18 protein-coding genes are annotated in these 18,639 nt (G+C 60.5%); 9 read left to right on the forward strand and 9 right to left on the reverse strand.

Annotated features, from left to right (window positions below):
• Positions 1-637 (reverse strand): dienelactone hydrolase family protein (locus tag MRS74_RS16085; RefSeq protein ID WP_254581297.1); only part of this gene is annotated, 637 nt, incomplete at its 3' end.
• Between the two features lie 309 nt (positions 638-946).
• Here MRS74_RS16085 and MRS74_RS16090 point away from each other — a divergent pair.
• On the forward strand, positions 947-1,951 hold the full coding sequence (locus MRS74_RS16090) for an AraC family transcriptional regulator (RefSeq protein ID WP_254581298.1): 1,005 nt from the start codon (positions 947-949) through the stop codon (positions 1,949-1,951).
• 10 nt (positions 1,952-1,961) lie between these two features.
• Positions 1,962-3,152 (forward strand): adenylate/guanylate cyclase domain-containing protein, encoded by a 1,191-nt coding sequence (locus MRS74_RS16095; protein ID WP_254581299.1) that lies wholly within the window; start codon positions 1,962-1,964, stop codon positions 3,150-3,152.
• A 403-nt stretch (positions 3,153-3,555) separates the two neighbouring features.
• Here the strand turns inward: MRS74_RS16095 and bioD are convergent, their stop codons facing one another.
• From bioD to bioB, 5 genes are all read right to left on the reverse strand, one after another.
• The gene (bioD, locus tag MRS74_RS16100) at positions 3,556-4,242 is read right to left on the reverse strand and encodes a dethiobiotin synthase (protein ID WP_254581300.1); all 687 of its coding nucleotides are present in this window, start codon (positions 4,240-4,242) and stop codon (positions 3,556-3,558) included.
• Between the two features lie 42 nt (positions 4,243-4,284).
• Positions 4,285-5,076 carry a malonyl-ACP O-methyltransferase BioC gene (gene bioC, locus MRS74_RS16105; protein WP_254581301.1) on the reverse strand — a complete coding sequence of 264 codons (792 nt, stop codon included), beginning with the start codon at positions 5,074-5,076 and terminating at the stop codon, positions 4,285-4,287.
• The gene (bioH, locus tag MRS74_RS16110; protein WP_254581302.1) at positions 5,073-5,837 is read right to left on the reverse strand and encodes a pimeloyl-ACP methyl ester esterase BioH; all 765 of its coding nucleotides are present in this window, start codon (positions 5,835-5,837) and stop codon (positions 5,073-5,075) included. The genes bioC and bioH overlap by 4 nt, the downstream gene beginning before the upstream one ends.
• Entirely contained in the window at positions 5,834-7,033 is a 1,200-nt protein-coding gene (gene bioF, locus MRS74_RS16115; protein ID WP_254581303.1) for an 8-amino-7-oxononanoate synthase, read from the reverse strand. Before bioF ends, bioH begins: the two co-directional genes overlap by 4 nt.
• Positions 7,034-7,104: 71 nt before the next feature.
• Positions 7,105-8,148 carry a biotin synthase BioB gene (gene bioB / locus MRS74_RS16120; RefSeq protein ID WP_254581304.1) on the reverse strand — a complete coding sequence of 348 codons (1,044 nt, stop codon included), beginning with the start codon at positions 8,146-8,148 and terminating at the stop codon, positions 7,105-7,107.
• A 269-nt stretch (positions 8,149-8,417) separates the two neighbouring features.
• Here bioB and MRS74_RS16125 point away from each other — a divergent pair, with 269 nt between their 5' ends.
• The 7 genes from MRS74_RS16125 to MRS74_RS16155 all read left to right on the forward strand — a co-directional run bounded on the left by MRS74_RS16125 (position 8,418) and on the right by MRS74_RS16155 (position 15,599).
• Positions 8,418-9,116 carry a ComFC family protein gene (locus MRS74_RS16125; protein ID WP_254581367.1) on the forward strand — a complete coding sequence of 233 codons (699 nt, stop codon included), beginning with the start codon at positions 8,418-8,420 and terminating at the stop codon, positions 9,114-9,116.
• 107 nt (positions 9,117-9,223) lie between these two features.
• On the forward strand, positions 9,224-10,861 hold the full coding sequence (locus MRS74_RS16130) for a Na/Pi cotransporter family protein (RefSeq protein WP_254581305.1): 1,638 nt from the start codon (positions 9,224-9,226) through the stop codon (positions 10,859-10,861).
• 164 nt (positions 10,862-11,025) lie between these two features.
• Positions 11,026-11,772, forward strand: a complete 747-nt coding sequence (locus MRS74_RS16135; RefSeq protein ID WP_254581306.1) for a sulfite exporter TauE/SafE family protein — start codon at positions 11,026-11,028, stop codon at positions 11,770-11,772.
• A 332-nt stretch (positions 11,773-12,104) separates the two neighbouring features.
• On the forward strand, positions 12,105-12,818 hold the full coding sequence (gene tsaA / locus MRS74_RS16140) for a tRNA (N6-threonylcarbamoyladenosine(37)-N6)-methyltransferase TrmO (RefSeq protein WP_254581307.1): 714 nt from the start codon (positions 12,105-12,107) through the stop codon (positions 12,816-12,818).
• Between the two features lie 94 nt (positions 12,819-12,912).
• On the forward strand, positions 12,913-14,211 hold the full coding sequence (gene bioA / locus MRS74_RS16145) for an adenosylmethionine--8-amino-7-oxononanoate transaminase (protein ID WP_254581308.1): 1,299 nt from the start codon (positions 12,913-12,915) through the stop codon (positions 14,209-14,211).
• 231 nt (positions 14,212-14,442) lie between these two features.
• Positions 14,443-14,976, forward strand: a complete 534-nt coding sequence (locus tag MRS74_RS16150) for a glycine zipper 2TM domain-containing protein (protein ID WP_254581309.1) — start codon at positions 14,443-14,445, stop codon at positions 14,974-14,976.
• Positions 14,977-15,167: 191 nt separating this feature from the next.
• Complete coding sequence (locus MRS74_RS16155; RefSeq protein WP_254581310.1) at positions 15,168-15,599, forward strand: acyl-CoA thioesterase; 432 nt, start codon at positions 15,168-15,170, stop codon at positions 15,597-15,599.
• A 54-nt stretch (positions 15,600-15,653) separates the two neighbouring features.
• Here the strand turns inward: MRS74_RS16155 and dnaB are convergent, their stop codons facing one another.
• The 3 genes from dnaB to MRS74_RS16170 all read right to left on the reverse strand — a co-directional run bounded on the left by dnaB (position 15,654) and on the right by MRS74_RS16170 (position 18,630).
• Positions 15,654-17,051 (reverse strand): replicative DNA helicase, encoded by a 1,398-nt coding sequence (gene dnaB / locus MRS74_RS16160; protein WP_254581311.1) that lies wholly within the window; start codon positions 17,049-17,051, stop codon positions 15,654-15,656.
• Between the two features lie 245 nt (positions 17,052-17,296).
• Positions 17,297-17,743, reverse strand: a complete 447-nt coding sequence (gene rplI / locus MRS74_RS16165; RefSeq protein WP_254581312.1) for a 50S ribosomal protein L9 — start codon at positions 17,741-17,743, stop codon at positions 17,297-17,299.
• Positions 17,744-17,781: 38 nt separating this feature from the next.
• Positions 17,782-18,630, reverse strand: coding sequence for a YybS family protein (locus MRS74_RS16170; protein WP_254581313.1), 849 nt, complete (start codon positions 18,628-18,630; stop codon positions 17,782-17,784).
• Between the last annotated feature and the right edge of the window lie 9 nt (positions 18,631-18,639).

Below are 18,639 nucleotides of genomic sequence, written 5' to 3' on the forward strand. Positions count from 1 at the left end.
TGTGATAATGCTCAGAACCTGCGCGGGCGAAGGCGTGATCGACACCGGGATAGAGATAGAGCTCGACATTGTCCTGCCCTTCCAGCGCGGCATGAATCTGCTCGCGGTGCTCAGTCGGGCAGTACTCGTCGTTTTCGGCGAAGTGCAGCACCAGCCGGCCCTTGATATTGGCCGCCTCCTCGAGGTGATCCTGGATACCCATGCCGTAGTAGCCGACAGCCACATCAACATCACAGCGACAGGCGCTGAGATAGGCGAGCCGCGCGCCGAGACAGAAGCCCAAAGCGCCAACCTGGCCGCTGCACTCCGGACGCGCTCGCAGCACGTCGACGGCTGCATCGATATCCTCGATACCAAGATCCTGGTCGAAGCCCTGGTAGAAACCGAAGGCTTTCTGCCAGTCGTTGGGACCGTAGCCCAGCTCAACACCGGGTTCCTGACGCCAGAACAGATCCGGGGCCAGCACCACATAGCCCTCCTCGGCGTAGTAGTCAGCGATCCCGCGGATGGTATCGTTGATGCCGAAGATCTCCTGCAGCAGCACGATACCAGGCCCGCTGCCCGATGCGGGTAGCGCCAGATAACCGTTAAAAGATCCGCTGCCATCCTTTGCCATGATCTCGATGGATGTGCCCATGCTCGCCTCCTGATGTTGTTCTTGGTATCGGAGAATTCATCCTAGAGGTGCACATGCGGGCTGACGCTCCGGAAAGCGCGGCCACTATCCGATCAGCGCAGGAAAAATAATTGCAAGTATCCAGATCAAGGAACGTGCTATAAATGCTGGATGAGCGTAAAAAACCTGCTCCTGTGCGTCCGTGCACTCGCAGGATTACCGCTATGGACGACGGCAGAACCGGTTCTGCAGTGGCACGGCCCGGTAAAGTACATCCCTGTACATAGGCCGCCGGCATGTCCGACGGTCCATAACGATAAAAAGAAAAACATGTCAGCAGACAACCAATTGCCAACCTGGCTGCGACGCGCCCTGCTGGATGACAGCCAACGACTGGTGTTCAGCTCCCGCGAGCCCGACGAAACACAAGAGCGCGTCTCCGAAGTGTTCAAACCCCACCGGCTGAAGACAACCGGTGCTCTGGACGCCCGCATGCACTCGGTATCCTTGGGCCAGGTGTCATTCAACCGCCTGAGATACGGCGCCGAGGTGCAAATTGATCCCGAGCGGCTGGAGCAGTTCTACCTGATCCAGATGCCGCTCAGTGGTCGCGCCGAGATTCAGATGGAAAAAGAGTCTGTAAGCTCTTTTTCGACGGTGGCGTCGATCCTTAATCCCACCGCCGAGCTCAGCATGCGCTGGAGCGCGGACTGCGACCAGCTGATGCTGCGCATCGAGCGCAAAGCGCTGGAGCTCGCCTGCAGTCAGCACCTGGGACATCCGTTACGTAGCCCACTTTGCTTCAAGGGTGCACTGCAGTGGCTGAACGATCCGAACTGGAGCAACCTGATTGTCTATCTGGCCCGGCTGTTGAAGGAATCCCCCGATGCACCCAGTCAACCGCTGATCGCCGGGCAGCTCGAACAGCTGATCATCAGCACCCTGCTGTCGGTCCAGCCCCACAACTATTTCGACGAACTCCATGACAGTGACCGCTGCCTTGCACCGCGCCATGTGAAAAAGGTCGAGGAATATATCGAGGCCCATGCCGATGAACCCTTGACGCCGGCACAGTTGGCTGAATACGCCGGCGTCAGCGTCAGGACGCTGCATAGCGGCTTTCATGACTTCCGCCACCAGGGCCCGATGGAATATTTGCGCACTGTCCGGTTACGGAAAGTGAAAGCCGCCCTGGAGGAACCGGGCGAGAGCCGCTCGGTCACCGAGATCGCCCTGAGTTGGGGCTTCGGCCATACAGGTCGTTTCAGCCAGGAGTACCGCAAGGCGTTCGGCGAACGGCCGAGCGAAACCAGGCGAAAGTTCGCGGATCATTGAGGGACTGCGTATGCCACCATTTCCCGATCAGCTGTTTGCAGCCTCCCCGGTCGTTCGCGTGGGCGCGGTATCGCTCGTCGCCACGGACGCCCCTCAGACGCAACGCGAGAAGCTGGCTCGTATCGTGCTGGATTCCATGTATCAGTTCGTGGGTCTGCTCGATGCCAACGGCATCATGCTGGAGATCAACCGGGCAGCGCTGGAGGGCGCGGGTATCCAGCTGGAAGAGGTACGGGGAAAGCCGTTTTGGGAAGCCCGATGGTGGGCGATCTCGGAAGTATCTCGCACTCAGTTGCGCAACCTGATCCATCGAGCGGGCCTTGGGGAGTTCGTGCGCCAGGACTTCGACGTCTATGGCAGTGACGCAGGCCGGGAAAAGATCACCGTCGACTTTTCGCTGTTGCCGGTAAAGGATCACAACGGCAAGGTCGTTTTCCTGCTCCCCGAGGGCCGGGACATTACCGAGAAGAAGCGCGCCGAGGCCGAGATTGCAAGGAAGAACAAGGAATTGCAAAGACTTCAAGCTGCCACGGAAAAAGCCAGGGCGGTGTCGGAACAGCTACTGCTCAATATACTGCCCTCTGCCATTGTCGACCGCCTCAAGACCCGGTCCGATCAGCCCGACCTGAACGCTCCTGATTTAATCGCCGACAGTTTTCACGAAGTGTCAGTGCTGTTCGCCGATATCGTGGATTTCACCCGTTTTTCGGCGGGCATGAGTCCCGAGCGACTGGTGACCATGCTGAACGAACTCTTTACCGCATTCGATGCTGTCACCGACTGCCGCGGCCTCGAGAAAATCAAGACCATAGGCGATACCTATATGGCCGCCGCAGGGTTGCCCGTCGTCGTCCCCGACCATGCAGCACGGACGGCGCACGCGGCACTGGATATGCTGGATGTTCTGGCGGAATTCAACAATCGCCATCAATATCGATTGCAACTGCGTATTGGTATCCACAGTGGCCCCGTGGTGGCGGGCGTCATAGGCAAACGCAAGTTCATCTACGACCTGTGGGGAGACGCCGTCAATACCGCCAGCAGGATGGAGTCCCATGGCGTAGCGGGGAAAATCCAGCTCACGGATGCAACTAGGCGCGGGCTGGGCGATCAATTTTCGCTACAGGAGCGCGGCATGATTGACGCCAAGGGAATCGGGGCTATCCATACCTGGTTTCTGTCCGGCCGGAGCTGGGCGTAAATGTGCGGGCCGAGGTAATGTTCGCGCAGATTCAACCCGGCGCAGGCTAGGAGGCTGTCCGGTAAAGTGCTCACCGGGCCGTCGGGCCAGTCAGGCGTCCATTCCCTCAGACCGGACCCTCGGAGCCTGTCGGACTTAACACTGATCTACTCGGCTCGGGCATCCTGCTTCGCCCTACCTCCTGCATCCATGCAGTCGTGCGGAAAAGCCGATTTTGGCCATTTTTTGACCTCTTCCTTGTTAAATAGAACCACTTTTCACAAGCTACATCCCTGTAGCTTGCCCCGTGGGCAGCTATCGCTGTGTAAATCGGCAATCCTGCCGATTTATCGCCGCAAAAGAGCTCAAAAACTGACTCAAAACGGTCTTCCCCTCGCTACGATCGGCTAAGCCCGACAGGCTCCTAGGCCAGCAGCGCCGACAGGTCCAGGCAGTCGGCCACCGCCTCGGCAGTCGGGTTCGACAGGTACGGCACTTCCCCAAGCAGCGGGGCCTGGAACAGACCCCTCAGGGTCGCGATATTCTCGTCATAACAGGACATTTCAGGGTCGATTCGATTCGCCACCCAGGCGGCAATCTGCAGGCCATCACGCACTATGGCTTCAGCGCTCAGCAGCGCATGATTGATGCACCCCAGCTTCATGCCGATGACCAGGATCACCGGCGTTTCCAGCAGCTGCGGCACCCGGGACAGCATTTCCCGCCCGTTCAGCGGTACCCGCCAACCACCCGCCCCCTCGATCAGCAGCAGATCGGCGCGCTGCAGCATGGCGCCACGGCAAAGCGCGGCGATACGATCCGCCGACAGGCTACGCCCCGCCTGGGTCGCGGCTATATGGGGCGCAACGGCCGCCGGCAGGGCAATGGGATTGACCGCGTCATACCCCAGCTTGATCGAGGCGGCCTGTTGCAGCCTGAGCGCATCATCGTTGCGCAGCCCCTCGGGCGTCGGTTCGCAGCCGGCCGCAATCGGCTTGAGGCCGATGGTCTGCAGCCCCAGCCGGTTGGCGGCCACCAGAATCCCGGTGGACACCAGGGTCTTGCCGGCATCGGTATCGGTGCCGGCAATAAAGAAATTGTGCTTGGCCATGTCGGTGAAATCCGTTCAGCACGGGCGCAGCCCGTTTGCTTATCAGTCTTTTTGCAGGTGCAGATAATAAACCTGGTAGGTCGCCGGCAGCAGCCCCTGGGCGTCACGGTGCTGCTCGTAGGCCGCCCGGAACCCCTGTACCCGGGCTTTGCCGGTAAGGCCCGTTGGCTGGCCCTGGTTCATGTTGTGCGCCCCTATGCCCTTGAGTTCGGACGTCAGCTGGCGCAGCTGGGAATAGCGCAGCACGCGGTTTTCCGTGCTGAAAGCCCGCAGCTGCAGATTCGCCGGCACACTGGCCAGCAACGGCTCGCGTGCCAGAAAGCGGTTAACGTGCATGTCGCTATCCACCGCCGCCCAGGCGTCACGCAGCTCATGCAGGGTATCGGGCCCCAGGGTTGCCACCATGAAGCGCCCGCCCGGTCGCAATACCCGCGCGACCTCTGCAAACAGCCGCGCGGGCTGTTCGCACCACTGAATCGCCAGGCTGGAAAAGATCAGATCCAGACTGTCGCCAGCTAGCGGCAGCGCCTCGGCATCACCACAGATCCAGGCGGCATTGGCATCCGGCCGGTGCTGACGCGCATAGGCCAGCATGCCCTGGGCCAGGTCCAGGCTCAGCAGGTTGCTGGCGCCGTAGCGCTGGCGCAGCAGGGGCGTGAAATAGCCGGTACCCGAGCCCAGATCCAGTACCCTGTCGGGCCGGGTGTCAGGCAGGCTCTCCAGCAGCTGGTGACCGATCTGGCGCTGCAGTTCGGCCGCCGCGTCATAGGTCAGGGCCGCGCGACTGAAGGAATCGGCGATACGGTGCTTGTTGAGCAGGGCCGCCGCGTTCACAGGCCGTCACCTGCGAACTCAACCAGGTCCGCAACAAAGCGCGCCGGGGCAGCGTAAAACGGCAGATGCCCGGCACCCTCGTAAAGGCGCAACCGGGCGCCGGGTTGCAGCGCCGGCATATGCGCCACTATGGCCGCCGGGACCAGCTGGTCCGCGTCGCCAAAGATATGCAGCGTAGGTAGCGCAAGCCCGCTCAGGGTGGCGCGACTATCCGCGGCCAGCAGCATCAGATTCTCGGCCACCGCGGCTGGCTCATGCTCAGCCAGCAGCGACTTGAGCGCCCGCAGGGTTTCACGCGCCGCCTCGCCGCGGCTTTGCAGCAGTGCAAAGCTGGCCAGGGTGCGGTCTGGGTCGGTCGCCAGCGCACTGACAAAGCCGTCAAAAGTCTCGGCGGCCATGCCACAGGCCCAGTCGTCGCGTGCGACAAAACAGGGGTTGGAGGCCACGGTGACCAGGCCGCTCACACGCTCAGGTGCCTGGCGTGCAGCCTCTGCCGCCACCAGCCCGCCCAGGGACCAGCCCAGCCAGATGGCGCCTGCGGGCACCTGTTGCAGAATGTCAGCAGCCACCGCTTCGAGGCTGACGGGCCCTGCCAGCGCAGCGGAGCGCCCAAGGCCCGGCAAGTCCACCAGCACCGTATCAAAATATTGCTGCAGCGCCGGCAGTACGGGCTGCCAGACACCGCTGTGCAGGCCCCAGCCATGCAGCAACAGCAGCAGCGGCCGCCCGGTTCGGGGGCTGTATTCGATATGCAGACTCATGTCCCGGGCGCTCCGCCCGCCGCAGAGCCATTCCCCTGCTCACCGATCACCTGTCCGAGCGCCTCGAGCAGCTCATCCACCTGGGCCTCGCTGTGACCGGCACTGAGGGTGACACGCAAACGGGCACTGCCGGCCGGCACTGTAGGCGGGCGTATGGCACCGACAAAGATGCCCCGTGCTTCCAGCGCCGCGCTGATGGCCATGGCCGCATCGGCCTCGCCGATCAGGATGGGCTGGATCGGTGTAGGGGATGCCATCAGGTTAAGGCCCAGCTGCTGGCAACCACTGCGAAAGCGTGCAATCAGCGCGTTCAGATGCTCACGGCGCCAGTCTTCGGTCTCCAGCAGGCGCAGGCTCGCAAGAGAGGCACAGGCCACGGCAGGCGGCATGCTGGTGGTATAAATATAGGTTCGGGCAAACTGGATCAGGGTTTCGATCAGAGCGCTGGAGCCGGCCACGAAGGCCCCGGAAGTGCCGAACGCCTTGCCAAGGGTTCCGACCAGTACCTGCACCTGGTCCTGGCACAGGTCAAAGTGATCAACGATGCCCCGCCCGCCGCGGCCGATACAGCCAAAACCGTGGGCGTCGTCCACCATCAACCAGGCTCCCTCTGCCTTGGCGGCAGACGCCAGCGCCGGCAGCGGCGCCAGGTCGCCGTCCATGCTGAAGACGCCATCAGTCACCACCAGCTTGCGCCGGCCGGTGGTTTTGGCCAGGCGCTGTTCCAGGCTGGCGACATCATTGTGCAGATAACGCTGAAAGCGCGCGCCACTCAGCAGGCCCGCATCCAGCAGGGATGCATGATTAAGGCGGTCCTGAAAGATTGCATCGGTTTTTCCCAGCAGGCCATTGATGGCGCCAAGGTTGGCCATGTAGCCGGTGGAGAACAGCAGCACCCGCTCACGACCGGTGAATTCGGCCAGGGCTTCTTCCAGCGCATGGTGGGCACGGCCATGGCCGTTCACAAGATGGGAAGCACCACCACCAACACCGTAGCGATTGGCGCCCTGCTGCAAGGCGCGAACCACCTCGGGATGATTGGCCAGGCCAAGATAGTCGTTGGAGCAGAACGCCAGATAGCGCTTGCCATCGACCTGCACCTCGGGCCCCTGGGCGCTGTCGAGCACGCGGCGGCGGCGGTACAGGGCGTCACGTTCACGCTGATCCAGCTCGGCCTGCAACTGATCGAAGGACATGGGTCACTCCAGCTAAACCCCCGCGGTTCCGGCCTGTAACAGACACGGAGCCACGGGGCGGGCGAGGGATATCAGGCGGGGTAGAAGCGCGGGCTGTCCTGATTGGTCTGCACCTGCTGCATCAGCTGTTCCTGCTGCGTTTCGTCGGATTCGGAAATCCGCTGCTCCGGATTGATGCCCAGGCGCTTGAACAGCTGCAGGTCGCTATTGGTATCCGGGTTCGGCGTGGTCAGCAGGCATTCGCCGTAAAAGATCGAGTTGGCGCCGGCAAAGAAGGTCATGGCCTGCATTTCGTCGCTCATGCTCTCACGCCCGGCGGACAGGCGCACATGGGACTCGGGCATCATGATGCGGGCGACCGCGATGGTACGGATAAAGTCGAGGTGATCCAGATCCTCGGCGTTTTCCAGCGGCGTTCCCTTGACCTTGACCAGCATGTTGATAGGCACGGACTCGGGGTGGTGCGGCAGATTCGCCAGCTGGCTCAGCAGGCCGATACGGTCTGTGGCCGTTTCGCCCATGCCCAGGATACCGCCGCTGCACACCTTCATGCCGGATTCGCGTACATGGTGCAGCGTATCCAGGCGATCCTGATAGGTGCGGGTGGTAATGATCTTGTCGTAATATTCAGGCGAGGTATCGAGGTTGTGGTTGTAGTAATCCAGCCCCGCTTCGGCCAGGCGCCCGGCCTTGTCTTCATCCAGCATGCCCAGGGTCATGCAGGTTTCAAGTCCCAGTTTCTTGACCTCGCGCACCATCTCGGTCACATAGGGCATGTCCTTTTCGGCCGGATGCTTCCAGGCAGCACCCATGCAGAAACGGGTGGAGCCGGCTGCCTTGGCGGCACGGGCCTTCTCCAGCACCTTGTCGACCTGCATCAGACGTTCTTTTTCCAGTCCGGTGTTGTAATGGCCGCTTTGCGGGCAATACTTGCAGTCTTCCGGGCAGGCGCCGGTCTTGATCGACAGCAGAGTACTGACCTGCACTTCATTGGGATTGAAATGCTGGCGGTGCACCGTCTGGGCCTGAAACAGCAGATCATTGAACGGCAGTTCGAAAAGTGCGCGAACTTCCTGCTGGGTCCAGTCGTGACGAACAGCGGCCTTGGCTTGCATCTTGGCGAATCCCTATCAAAAATTCTGTCAGGCGCAAACGGGCGCCACGCGAAGTACAGGAGGCTGTCCGACAACGCTTAACCTACTGCGAACCACCTGAGTTTGGCTGCTTTTTGTGCTGTTTCTCGTTAAATAGGACCACTATTCGCCTTAAAACACCGCAAAAAACAAGTTTAAATCAGACGGCTCTCGCTACGGCCAGCATTCTCGGACAGCCTCCTAGGCAGCCATAATAAACGGACAGAAGGATCTGTCAACCAATGCATGAAATGACAGTAAACCGAAGGTTATTTTTTAACCAGAATTGCAACCTGTGCCTGCTACATCCACAGACCCGCGCCGGTCTTTGCCATCGCTGTCTTGCGGACATGCCCCGCATTGCGCCGGCCTGTCACCGCTGCGCTTTGCCACTTGAGGGCACCGACGGCCTGATCTGTGGCCGCTGTCAGAAGCGGCCACCGCCCTTTGACCACACTTTCGCCGCCTTTGCCTATCGCTTTCCCCTCAGCCAGCTGATACCACTGATCAAGTACCAGGGCCAGACCGGGCACCTGGGCTGGCTGGCGGACAGCCTTGCCTGCGCTCTGCAGGACTACACCGGCGCCCTGCCACAGGTGCTGATACCCATCCCCCTGGCGCCATCAAGGCTGCGTCGACGCGGCTACAATCAGGCCGCGTTGCTGGCCGGGCGCCTGGGCCGGCAGCTCGGAATACCCACCGATCTGCACAACCTGGCCAAGCCCCGGGAAACGGCGCACCAGATGGAACTCAAGGGCGAGGCCCGGCGGCGCAACCTCAGGGGCGCCTTCAACTGGCATGACCCGGCCTATGACCATGTTGCCCTGATCGACGATGTCATGACTACCGGCACCACGGTGAGCGAAATCAGCCGCCTGCTGAAAAAATCCGGCATACGGCGGGTAGATATCTGGGTGCTGGCGCGCACACCCTCCCCGGGCGAACACTGAAGATTCGAAAATCTGTTTGAATCAACGACCAAAGCACGCCTACGCTTTAATGTACCTCGGTCGCCTGATTGGAAGACACCGAGCCTCAGTCAGTAAGGAGGCTATGCATGCAATTCACCCTATTTGGAGACCTTTTCGGCGGTATCGGATTATTCTTGCTGGGCATGCACCTTATGACCCAGGGGCTGCGCAAGGCCGCGGGCCCGTCACTCAAGCAGATTCTGCGCACCGGCACCCGCTCACGGCTGCGCGGGCTCGTTTCCGGCACACTGATCACCGCCATGGTGCAGTCTTCCAGCGTCGTTACCATCGCCACCATCGGCTTCGTCAATGCCGGTCTGCTCACCCTGGCGCAGTCGGTGTCGGTCATCTACGGCTGCAACATCGGCACCACCATGGTCGGCTGGCTGATCGCCCTGATCGGCTTCAAGATCAAGATCAGCGCCCTGGCACTGCCACTGATCGGTGGCGGCATGCTGCTGCGACTGGCTGGGCGCGGTGGCCGACTGACACACATCGGCCTTGCCCTGGCGGGCTTCGGGGTGTTTTTTATCGGGCTGGATTTTCTCAAGGGCGCCTTTGCCGGCTTTGAACAGCACATGGACCTGTCGTCCCTGGGCAGCAGCGGCCTGAGCCTGATGCTGTTTGTCGTGACCGGCTTCGTGCTGACTCTGCTGATGCAGTCCTCTGCCGCAGCACTGGCCGTCACCCTGTCCCTCACCGCCTCCGGCTCCATTCCACTGGCCGCCGCCGCCGCCATGGTGATCGGCGCCAACGTCGGCACCACTTCCACCGCCATACTCGCGGTGATAGGGGCGACCTCCAATGCCAAGCGTATTGCTGCCGCCCATGTGCTGTTCAACCTGCTGACCGGACTCGTGGGGCTGATACTGTTACTGCTACTGGCGCCTTGGCTCAACAGCATCGATGCCGCACGTTTCGACCTGGTGCTGCTGCTGGCACTGTTTCATTCCATATTCAACCTCACCGGGGTAGCGCTGCTATGGCCACTGACCGATCGACTGGTGGCCATTCTCGAACGCCGCTTCTGCACCCAGGAAGAAGACGAGGGGCGCACCCGCTACCTGGACGATACCCTGGTACAGATGCCGTCCCTGGCCATCGAAGCCATGGCCAAGGAAATGACACGCCTCGATCAGATCTGTTCGCGCATGGCCCGTGAGGCCATCAATTCCAGCGATGGCTACAACAACAACCGCTTGCGCGCCCAGCAGCAGGGTGTGGATCAGCTGGTCGGCAAGATCGGTGCTTTTTGCCAGCGTATCGCCGAAAACGATATCAGCGCCGAGGTCAGCGGCATTCTGCCCACGGCGCTGCGCGTGGTGCGCTACCTGAACGAAATCAGCCGCCTGTCCTGCCTGCTGCCGGGCTACTATGACCGCTTTGACGTCATCGCCGATGAAGCCACGAGGCGCGATGTGCACGACTACCAGAAAGCCAGCATCAAACTGATCGATGCCTGCGAAATCGACGATAGCGTTGATCGCGGCGCCGACAGCGCCCACCTGCTGCTGCACCAGCTGGAACGCCAGTATCAGAGCCTCAAGTCATCCATTCTGCTGGCCACCACGGAACGGCGCCTGTCGCCGGAAGATACCGTACAGCTGCTGGATGCCCTGAGTCACATCCATCGTCTGGCCGAACAGGCTGAGAAGGTTTCCCGCTACTGGAGCGGTATCACCCCGCTGCAACATCGTGATGCGGCGCACATCGCAACGGCTTAGCCACAGCACTGAGCAGAATAGCCCCGCAGGATGAATCGCGCAGGAAACAACTGAGGCCCAGGATAATCACAAGGATCGACCAGCGTAACTCGAGCTTCTTTACAGGGCCCGGCGCCGCGCCTTAGGATAAGCGCCCGCCCAGCCTCGAACGGACTCGCCTGCCCATGATCCAGGACCCCTTTTTCTATCTGGTCGCCATCCCGGCGGTGCTGATTGTCGGTATATCCAAAGGCGGCCTGGGCGGTGGCCTTGGCCTGATCGCCGTGCCTCTGATGGCGCTCGCCGTCCCCCCCACCACCGCCGCCGCCATCATGCTGCCGATCCTCTGCCTGATGGATCTGGTGGGGCTGTGGAAATTCCGCGGCAAGGGCGATCGCCGCAGCCTGAAGATTCTGCTGCCGGCGGCACTGATTGGCATACTGCTGGGCGCACTGAGCTTTCGCTACCTCACCGATGATCACATCCGCCTGATCGTCGGCGGCATTGCCATCAGTTTTACGTTGAACTATTACCTGCGCAAAAGCAGCCAGCAACCGCAGCAACAAAGCCTGGCCCGTGGCAGTTTCTGGGGTGCGCTGTCCGGGTTCACCAGCTTTAGCGTACATGCCGGCGGCGCGCCGCTGAACATCTACCTGCTGCCGCTGCGGCTGGAAAAGCAGGCCTACATCGGCACTACCATCGTATTCTTCGCCACCATCAACTATATCAAGCTGATTCCCTATAGCCTGCTCGGCCAGTTCAATACCGACCTGCTGACCACCTCTGCCGTGCTGGCGGTGCTGGCACCGGTGGGCGTACTGACCGGCGCCTGGCTGCAGCACCGTATCAACGAGCGCCTGTTTTATCATCTGTGTTACGGCTTTCTGATGCTGGCCGGCATCAAGCTGCTCTACGATGCCTTCAGCCACTGATGGAGCGGCAGCCTGTCGGGCTTAACACTGATCTACTCGGCTCGGGCATCCTGCTTCGCCCTACCTCCTGCATCCATGCAGTCGTGCGGAAAAGCCGATTTTGGTCATTTTGCTTGCTCTTTTTTACTCGTCGCTGGCTCCTCGGTCTGCGACCCCGCTAAAGCGGTTCTTTTCACTGCGTTCCAAGTGTTAAATAGAACCACTATTCACCTCAAAAGAGCACAAAAACTGCCTCAAAACGGACTTTCCCTCGCTACGACCGGCCAAGCCCGACAGGCTGCTAGCCCACGGGCTGTTATACTGCCCGGCTTTAACTCTTCAAATGACGACTGATGCAGCCTATAGAATTTCAGCCCATCGGACTTATCCACAGCGGCTACAAGGAAAAGTTCGGCATTCCGCGCCAGCCAGGCCTGGTGCACTCGGTCGGCGCCACCCTGGAGCTGCTGCCACCCTACGGCAACCGGGAATCGGTGCGCGGGCTCGAAATGGCCAGCCATATCTGGCTGCTGTTCCTGTTCAGCGAATGTGTCGACAAGGGCTGGAGCCCGACGGTGCGCCCGCCACGTTTGGGTGGTAATCAGCGCATTGGCGTTTTCGCCACCCGCTCGCCCTTTAGACCCAATCCCATCGGCCTGTCGCCGGTACGGCTGGACGGTATCCGCTTTGAAGGTGATCGGGTATTGCTGGATATCAGCGGCGCCGATCTGCTGGATCAGACCCCGGTGTTCGATATCAAGCCCTACCTGCCCTACTCGGACCGTATCGACAGCGCCACCTTCGAACTGGCCGAACGCATCGAGCTGCTGGATCTGCCGGTCCGCTTCAGCGAACAGGCAGAGCAAATCTGTAACCGGTACGAACGCCGCCGCCAGGAGCCGCTGCGTCACCAGATCGAGGAGCTGCTGCGCTGCGATCCGCGGCCGGCCTATCAGAAAAAGCAGGCCGATCGCATCTACGGTATTCGTCTGCATGACCTGAATATCCGCTGGAGCATCGATGCGGATCAGATCCGGGTACTGGATATCCTGCCCCACGTCGACTGACGCTCAGCCAGCACCGACAGAGCCAGGCCGGCCCTTGCACCCAGAGTGGAAGCCCGCTCTAATGGCGCTCATTATTTATCCACAGGGAGTTTTCATGCCCAGACCACAGATTACATCTGAACAGATAGCATTCGATCAGCAGCATATCTGGCATCCCTACTCGTCGATGATCAACCCGCCACCGGCCTACCCCGTGGTCGCCGCCAAAGGTGTACGACTGGAACTGGCCGATGGCCGCGAGCTCATCGACGGCATGGCGTCCTGGTGGTCGGTCATTCACGGTTATGGCCACCCGGAGCTGAATGCCGCGGCCCATGCCCAGATTGATCGCATGAGCCATGTGATGTTCGGCGGCATCACCCATGAGCCCGCCATCGAACTGGCCCGGCGCCTGGTGGAGATGACCCCCGCGGGGCTCGACAAGGTATTTATCGCCGACTCAGGCTCAGTGGCGGTGGAAGTGGCGATCAAGATGGCCATCCAGTACTGGCACGCCAGGGGCTTGCCGGCCAAGCACCGCCTCTTGACCATTCGCAGCGGCTATCACGGTGATACCTTTGGCGCCATGTCGGTGTGTGACCCGGTGGGCGGCATGCATGAAATATTTACCGGTGTGCTGTCGCAGCAGTTCTTCGCGCCGCGCCCCGAAATCCCCTTCGGCGGCCACTGGGACGCCGCCGACATCAGCGCGCTGGAAAATCTGCTGGCCGAAGAGCACGCGCATATTGCCGCCCTGATCCTGGAACCGATAGTGCAGGGCGCCGGCGGCATGCGCTTCTATCACCCGGAATACCTCAAACGCGCCCGCAGCCTGTGCGATGAGTACGGTGTGCTGCTGATTGCCGATGAAGTGGCCACCGGCTTTGGCCGTACCGGCAAGCTATTCGCCTGCGAGCACGCCGGCATTACCCCCGATATTCTCTGTGTCGGCAAGGCCCTGACCGGCGGTTACATGACCCTGGCCGCCACCCTGACCCGTAGCGATATCGGCGAAACCATTTCGGCCGGTGGCGCCGGCTGCTTTATGCACGGCCCGACCTTCATGGCCAATCCGCTGGCCTGCGCCGTGGCAGCCACCAGCCTGAGGCTACTGCAGGAGGGCGACTGGGCGGGCAATGTTGCCCGCATCGAACGGGGTCTGAAAGCCGGCCTCGCACCCGCGGCACACCTGGAGAGCGTCGCCGAAGTACGCTGCCTGGGTGCCATAGGCGTGGTGGAAATGAAGACGCCGGTCAACACTGTTGCCATCCAGAGGGAGTTCGTCGCCCAGGGCATCTGGATCAGACCCTTCGGCAAGCTGGTCTATGTGATGCCACCGTATGTCATGTCGGATGAGGATCTGGCCACCCTGACCCGTGCCATGGTGAAAGTACTGTCGGAATATCGGAGTTGATCGAACGGCATCCCGCGCCAATTCACTACAGCACGCAAGTCCCGGTCATGCCAGCACATGGTCATGTCGGGTAAGAACCTGGCCACCCTGACCGGTGCCATGGTGCGGGTTCTGGCCCGCGCCTGACCCGGCCGTTCAACTCAGGTACAGGCGCTTTGGACTATGCTTCGCAGTCAAAGATATTCAGACCGCAAAGGCAGTCAGTCAAACGCTTGCCCAGGAGATATAAAGATGAACAAATCAATGCTCGTAGGTACTGTACTGGGCGCCGTCCTCGTCACTGCAGGTGGCGGCTTCGCCGGATATCAGATGATGAACTCGGCTCCCGCCGCAGCCGAGGTGCTCAAGGTCACTGAAGCCTACAAGACCACCAAGGTACCGCGCGAAGTCTGCGAAGACCGCGTGGTGACGCGCCAGGCCCCGGTGAAGGATGAAAACCGCATTGCCGGCTCAGTGGTCGGTGCCGTCGTCGGCGGTCTGCTGGGCAAGCAGGTAGGCGGTGGTAGCGGCAAGAAACTGGCGACCGTCGCAGGCGTCGCCGCCGGTGGCTATGCCGGCAACCAGGTGCAGAAGAACCTGCAGGAAAAAGACACCTACACCACCACCGAACGGGTCTGCAACACCGTGACCGACAGCCGCAAGGACCTGGTTGGCTACGATGTCGAATACCGCATCGGCGAACAGGTGGCCTCGGTGCGCATGGATCACAACCCCGGCGACAGCATTCCGCTCAAGGATGGCAAGCTGGTACTGAGCGCCCAGTAGCACCTTTTACTCGCATTCACTGTAAAAAAGGGGCCTTCGAAGCTGAATTCGAAAGCCCCTTTTTTCTGTCTGCCGGCACCGGGCAGGCAACCAAACCGTCGCCGCCATGGGGCTTCTCCACCTCGCAAGGCTCGACCAGACCCAGCGCTTTCTTTATGCTTTGGCAGAACGGATTTAGAGCAGGAGCAGCAATGCCACGTATCAAGATTGAGATGCCGCAACACTTTACCTTTACCACCGAAATGCCGGTACGCATCAGCGATATCAATTACGGCGGACACCTGAGCAACGATTCCATCGTTTCCCTGATTCACGAAGCCCGGGTACGCTTTCTGGCACAGTACAACTATGGCGAGCTGAACGTCGAAGGAGTGGGCATGATCATGACCGACTCGGCGGTGATCTATAAGGCGGAGGGCTTTCACGGTGACGTGCTGCAGATCGATGTCTGCATCAGCGACTTCAACAAGTACGGCTGTGATTTCTATTATCTGCTGAGCAACAAGAAAACCGCAGTGGAAGTGGCCCACGCCAAGACCGGCATGGTGTTTTTTGACTACGAAGAGCGCAAGGTCACGGCCGTGCCGCAGAAATTCCGCGACCGCATGCAAAAAAACGCCTGACCTCACAAGCAGAAACAGGGCTGTTTTCAACCAGGCCAGGAGCAACGGCCGGCATCAGCCGCCGTCGAAGCCGCCGTACTCTTCGTAGTGCTGCGGCGCCAGATTCTCGAAACGGGTGTACTTGCCGATAAAGGCCAGCCGTGCGGTGCCGATGGGGCCGTTTCGCTGCTTGCCGATGATGATTTCGGCGATCCCCTTCTGCTCGCTGTCCTCGTTGTAGACCTCATCACGGTAGATAAACATGATGACGTCGGCATCCTGCTCGATGGCGCCGGACTCACGCAGGTCGGAGTTCACCGGGCGCTTGTTGGGACGCTGCTCCAGCGCTCGGTTAAGCTGCGACAGCGCCACCACCGGACATTCCATTTCCTTGGCCAGCGCCTTGAGGGAACGGGAAATCTCGGAGATCTCCGCGGTGCGGCTCTCCATCTTGGTGCCCTTGATCTGCATCAACTGCAGATAGTCGATCATGATCAGGGCCAGGTCGCCGTGCTCGCGCTTGATACGCCGCGCCCGGGAGCGCATTTCGTTGGGACTGATACCGGCCGTATCGTCGATATAGAGCGGCTTGTCCCGCAGCATGTTGACCGCCGTGGTCAGCCGCGGCCAGTCTTCCTCTTCCAGCTGGCCGGTACGCACCTTGGTCTGATTGATGCGGCCAAGGGATGACAGCATACGTGTCACCAGCTGGTCGGCGGGCATTTCCAGACTGAACACCAGCACCGGACGGCCACTGAGCATCAGGGCATTTTCCACCAGGTTCATGGCGAAAGTGGTTTTACCCATGGACGGACGCGCCGCAACGATGATCAGATCCGATGGCTGCAGACCTGTGGTGCTCTCGTCCAGATCATCAAAACCGGTGGAGACCCCGGTCATGGCCTCGGCGTTATTGAACAGCATGTCGATGCGCTCAACGGCCTTTTTCAGCAGCGGATTAACCGGCTCCGGGCCACCCTGATTCGGCCGGCTCTCGGCAATCTGAAAGATCTTGCGCTCGGCGTCGTTGAGCAGATCCTCCGGCAGCATTCCCTCGGGATTGAAGGCACTGTCGGAAATTTCCTGGGACACCGCGATCATCTGGCGCAGCAGCGCACGATCGCGCACGATTTCGGAGTAGGCGCGGATGTTCGAGGCACTGGGCGTGTTGCGTGCCAGGGTCACCAGATAGTCCAGCCCGCCGCCGGCTTCAAGCTCACCGACCCGGTCAAGCTCTTCCTGCACCGTTATCACATCGACCGGCTGGCTGGCGTTGATCAGCTTTTCCATGGTGCGGAAGATCAGGCGGTGATCCCGACGGTAGAACAGATCCTCCGTCAGTACCTCGGACACCGTATCCCAGGTGCTGTTGTCCAGCATCAGCCCACCGAGTACCGACTGCTCCGCCTCTATGGAGTGCGGTGGCAGCTTGATACTGGCCAGATCATCATCGTGCAGTTCTGAAAAGTCCATCGAATACCCAACAAGCAGAAAGCGAATGTTTGTCTACCGGTAACGCGCCGCTCTCGCGCATGAGCGCCAGGGACGGCGTTTTGCAGGAGCAAAAAACGGCCCTTGCGCCCGCGGCATATCATCCTGTACATCGCCGCTCTTGCGCATCCTTGCGCCCGCGGCATACCGTACATCCTGTACATAAAAAAAGGCACTGCGCAGTATTCTACGCAGTGCCTTTTCAGCAGACAAATTGTCAGGCGGAATTATTCGCCGACAACGTTCAGCTTGATTGTCGCGTTCACTTCAGCGTGCAGCTGCAAGTTGATTTCGAACTCGCCAGTGGTGCGGATCGCACCTTCCGGCAGACGAACTTCACTTTTCGCTACAACAACACCGGAGCCGGAGATCGCATCAGCGATATCGCGAGTACCGATGGAACCGAACAGCTTGCCTTCGTCGCCGGCTTTGGCAACAACAGACAGTTCCAGTTCGTTCAGCTGCGCTGCGCGAGCCTGAGCGTCGCTCAGTTTGGCGGCAGCAGAAGCTTCCAGTTCCGCACGACGTTCTTCGAACTTCGCTACGTTGTTTTCAGTGGCAGATACAGCCTTGCCCTGAGGAACCAGGTAGTTACGGCCGAAACCGGCTTTAACGTTAACCTTGTCACCCAGGTTACCCAGCTTGCTAACTTTTTCGAGCAGAATAACTTCCATCTCGTAAACCTCTTTGTTCTGCAAATGTTATTGCAGTACTAAGTCTTGGCCGGTATGCGTCGACGGATATCGACCAGGCTGTCTATCACAGCCAGCAACACCAGCATCGTAATCAGGTAAGGGCCCAGCACCACGACCGTCATGTAAAACATGACCAGCCAGGTACCCCCTACTTTCCGTTTGGCCACGCTGCCGTGAACCAGAGCCAGACCGGCAAATACCAGCGGCAAAATCAGTAATGGCAACCAGTGCACCATTACGAGACCGAACTGCGGCCCCAGGACCAGCACCGCCATAACAGACAGCGCCAGTGACGGGCTCAGCCTCAACCGGTGAAATTCCTCGCGGAAGCCACCGGGGTTGTACAGTACCGACTGCCACCAACGTGCCAGCACCAGGCTGGCCAGCATCATTGCTGCGTGGGCGGCACTGAGGCCGCCGGCAAACAACTGATACCAGCCATCGGCACCGAGTTCGGCACCCGGCATAGTCGCCTGCGACTGTGCCAGCAGTTCCTGTACAACCTCGACCAACTGCCCCAGAACCTCGTGCAGCATCTGCTCAAGAGCGATGCCGGCGAGTACACCCACGGGTATCAGAACCGCAAGGGTGTAGCCCCAGGACACCGTCCGCCTGAGTATCACTGCAAGTACGTAAGTACCCAGGATAACCATAGCGGGGGTCGGATCTCCAACCAGCCCCCAGGCTCCGGCCGGAAGCAAGCTCCAGGCCAGGAGTCCGGCACCGTCGCTGGGCCCTCTTCTGAGGGTGACCAGGCCGACAGCTGCTGCGCTGATCCAGTACATCATCGGCAGCATGGTGGCGATAAACACCACCAGTATCGCCTGCGAGCGACCGCGCATTATCAGCTCAGCCAGCTTGCGCATGACGATTAA

Source organism: Marinobacterium sedimentorum, assembly GCF_024267675.1.
Classification (GTDB): domain Bacteria; phylum Pseudomonadota; class Gammaproteobacteria; order Pseudomonadales; family Balneatricaceae; genus Marinobacterium_A; species Marinobacterium_A sedimentorum.